At 43.7% G+C, this 2,500-nt stretch carries 3 protein-coding genes; 2 read left to right on the top strand and 1 reads right to left on the bottom strand.

Translation table 11 applies throughout. The features are described 5' to 3' along the window. Positions 1–117: 117 nt before the first annotated feature. Positions 118–555 carry a hypothetical protein gene (locus tag F6K49_RS41020; protein WP_293106759.1) on the bottom strand — a complete coding sequence of 146 codons (438 nt, stop codon included), beginning with the start codon at positions 553–555 and terminating at the stop codon, positions 118–120. A gap of 670 nt (positions 556–1,225) precedes the next feature. Between F6K49_RS41020 and F6K49_RS41015 the strand changes: the two genes are divergently transcribed. Together F6K49_RS41015 and F6K49_RS41010 are read left to right on the top strand one after the other, a co-directional pair. Next, entirely contained in the window at positions 1,226–2,176 is a 951-nt protein-coding gene (locus F6K49_RS41015) for a sulfotransferase domain-containing protein (RefSeq protein ID WP_075904537.1), read from the top strand. A 65-nt stretch (positions 2,177–2,241) separates the two neighbouring features. Then, positions 2,242–2,500, top strand: a 259-nt coding sequence (locus F6K49_RS41010) for a pentapeptide repeat-containing protein (protein ID WP_366514296.1), incomplete at its 3' end; no start/stop codon positions are given.

Below are 2,500 nucleotides of genomic sequence, written 5' to 3'. Positions count from 1 at the left end.
CCTCCGATGTTGGGAGTAAGCGCAAAGACAAATGAATCCGCGAGTATAGATTCAGCAACAGTAGGATTAATCCCCAAGGGTTGCAAGCAAGTTAGTTGGTCTAATACATTGAGCATACTATACCCCCTGAAGCTGAAAGCCTTGCTCCGTTAAAAACTGCCTAACCTGATCGAAATTGTCAAAGATAGTATCATAGCTCTTTCTGCCTCCTCCAGGTTTTCTGAGCCTAGTTGATGGAGCAACAATCGCCACACTACTCAACGGTTCCTGTAGCTCTTTGATACCTTCTTTGACTGTTTTGGCACCAATGCCTGTGGCAAAGACTACCAGCTCTATTCCATCTTCACCTAGTGCCACTGCTTCCGATGCTGCCCACAATCGTCTCAGCTTTTCATTCATGTAAGGAACTAATGCCTCAAACTTGATTCTGAGCGACTCGATGATTGACATCTCCATGATTTGACTTAACGAGCGCACTAATACTATTGATGGTGGTTGAACTAAGTGATACCCCATCCCCCGCTCAAAACCCCAACCATCTAAAAATCTCTTCATAATCCAATTTACCACCAATGGAATTATTTCTAACTTCTCAATTGGTAAGTTATTTCTGCGCGTCTCCTAAGACCTAATTGAACAAAAATGAGCGACGCATTCCCCCACCACGAGAACGCAGGTGGGGGTCTTTGAGCGGCAAATTGTGATATAATTGATTTATGTTGAGTGGTACGGCAAAGGGCAGAACAAGATTCTGAGCAACCTAGAGGCACGACCTCTCACGATAGGGCATCAAACCTGTTTTTCCTGTCTAGTCGGTTCATAAACGTCAGACTCTAGGTAAAAGTTTCTAAATACAAGCCCCATAGCGGAAGCGATGCAGCGCGGTCTTGGGGAGGCAGTGCGGTCTTGGGGGTTCCCCCCATGAGCAACTGCCGTGGTTTCCACGGGGCTTACAAGGTGCGGACGCAGGTTCCGCACACAGACCCAAAACCATGAGCGACTGCATCAAGACAACGACTTGGGGGAATAGTAAGCGCAAAAGTCCTGGCAACAGGCGCGAGAATGCCGCCTGTCGCTTCGGATAAAACCTTGTAACTAAGACGGACACCCCCACCTGCGTTCTCGTGGTGTAGGAAGCATTCATTAATTAATTAACCCGCTCAGGAGCGGAATAAATCAAATCATATTGCTATAGAATAATTATTCTAGGATCTTTACGGCCAGAATGGACAAAGTTATGAATGAGATACAATCAACGACAACTGTAAAAATAGCTGGATACGAAGATCAATTACATGCTGAAATACTTGACGACATACAGGTGGGAGAATATGGGTACAAATATCGCATTCTGGATGGTCTTGTCGTTCCACCTTATACCACGCCTGATAGATACAATTTGTCCCGAACGCTAGAAACTCGTCCTGAAGATGTCTGTTTCATCTCATATCCAAAGTCCGGTTCATCTTGGTTATCTTATATCCTTCTGTTGATTGTCCAGCAAGGAGAAATTCCTTCTGATAAAACTTTACGAGATAGCCTTCATTGGGTGGCGAGTTCTTGGCCTTATCCACGGAGCAGAAGTGAGCTGGAAGCCTTTCCTTCACCGAGAATATTTAAGAGTCATATGCCTTATCAAATGGCAGTCGGTGGTAATCCAGTCAAGAATCCATGTAAATACATCTATATTGCCAGGAACCCTAAAGATGTTGTCGTGTCCTATTATTATTTCGAGAGTGATAGAGCATGGGCAGGTAATTATTCAGGGCCGTGGGAACATTGGTTTGAGATGTTTATGGAAGGAAAAGTTCAACGGGGTGATTGGTTCAAACATGTCCTGAGTTGGTGGGAGCATCGAAATGCTGAGAATATTCTATTTCTGAAATATGAAGATCTGAAAAAAGAGTTTGATGCTGAGATCAAAAAAATCGCAGATTTCTTAGGATATCCCTTATCCCCTGAACTAATTAATCAAATCAAGGATAAAACATCTTTCAAAAACATGAAGGATGATAAGTTTAGTAATATGCACGAGTTCTTGAAACCCAGCAGTTTTTTCCGAAAAGGTGTGATAGGTTCGTGGAAAGAAAAATTCACAGTTGCTCAAAATGAACAGTTCGATGCTTTATATGCTGAACGAATGAAGGCTTCTGGGCTCAAGTTTGATATTGATTAGAATGGAGCTTCATCTGTTTTGGATCTATCTTTGAAGGAGCGCTGCGGTTTCTAGCAGAAAAAGGTGTGAGCAAGCGATGCGATCTGGTGACAGGTAGCTTTTTTGAATCGATCCCAGCTGGTCATGATATTTACCTAATGAAGCATATTCTGCACAACTGGAGCGACGAGCAGGCAACAGAACTGTTACGTTGTTGTCTGCAAGGAGCAAACTTAATCGAAGCCAACCTAGAAGGTGCTGACCTGACTGGTGCCAACTTAAACGGGGCTAACTTAACCCAAGCCTTTGTCACCAATGCCAGTTTAAACTGTGCTAATCTCAACC

Source organism: Moorena sp. SIO3I6 (assembly GCF_010672095.1).
This window is presented reverse-complemented; position numbering and strand designations above follow the sequence as displayed.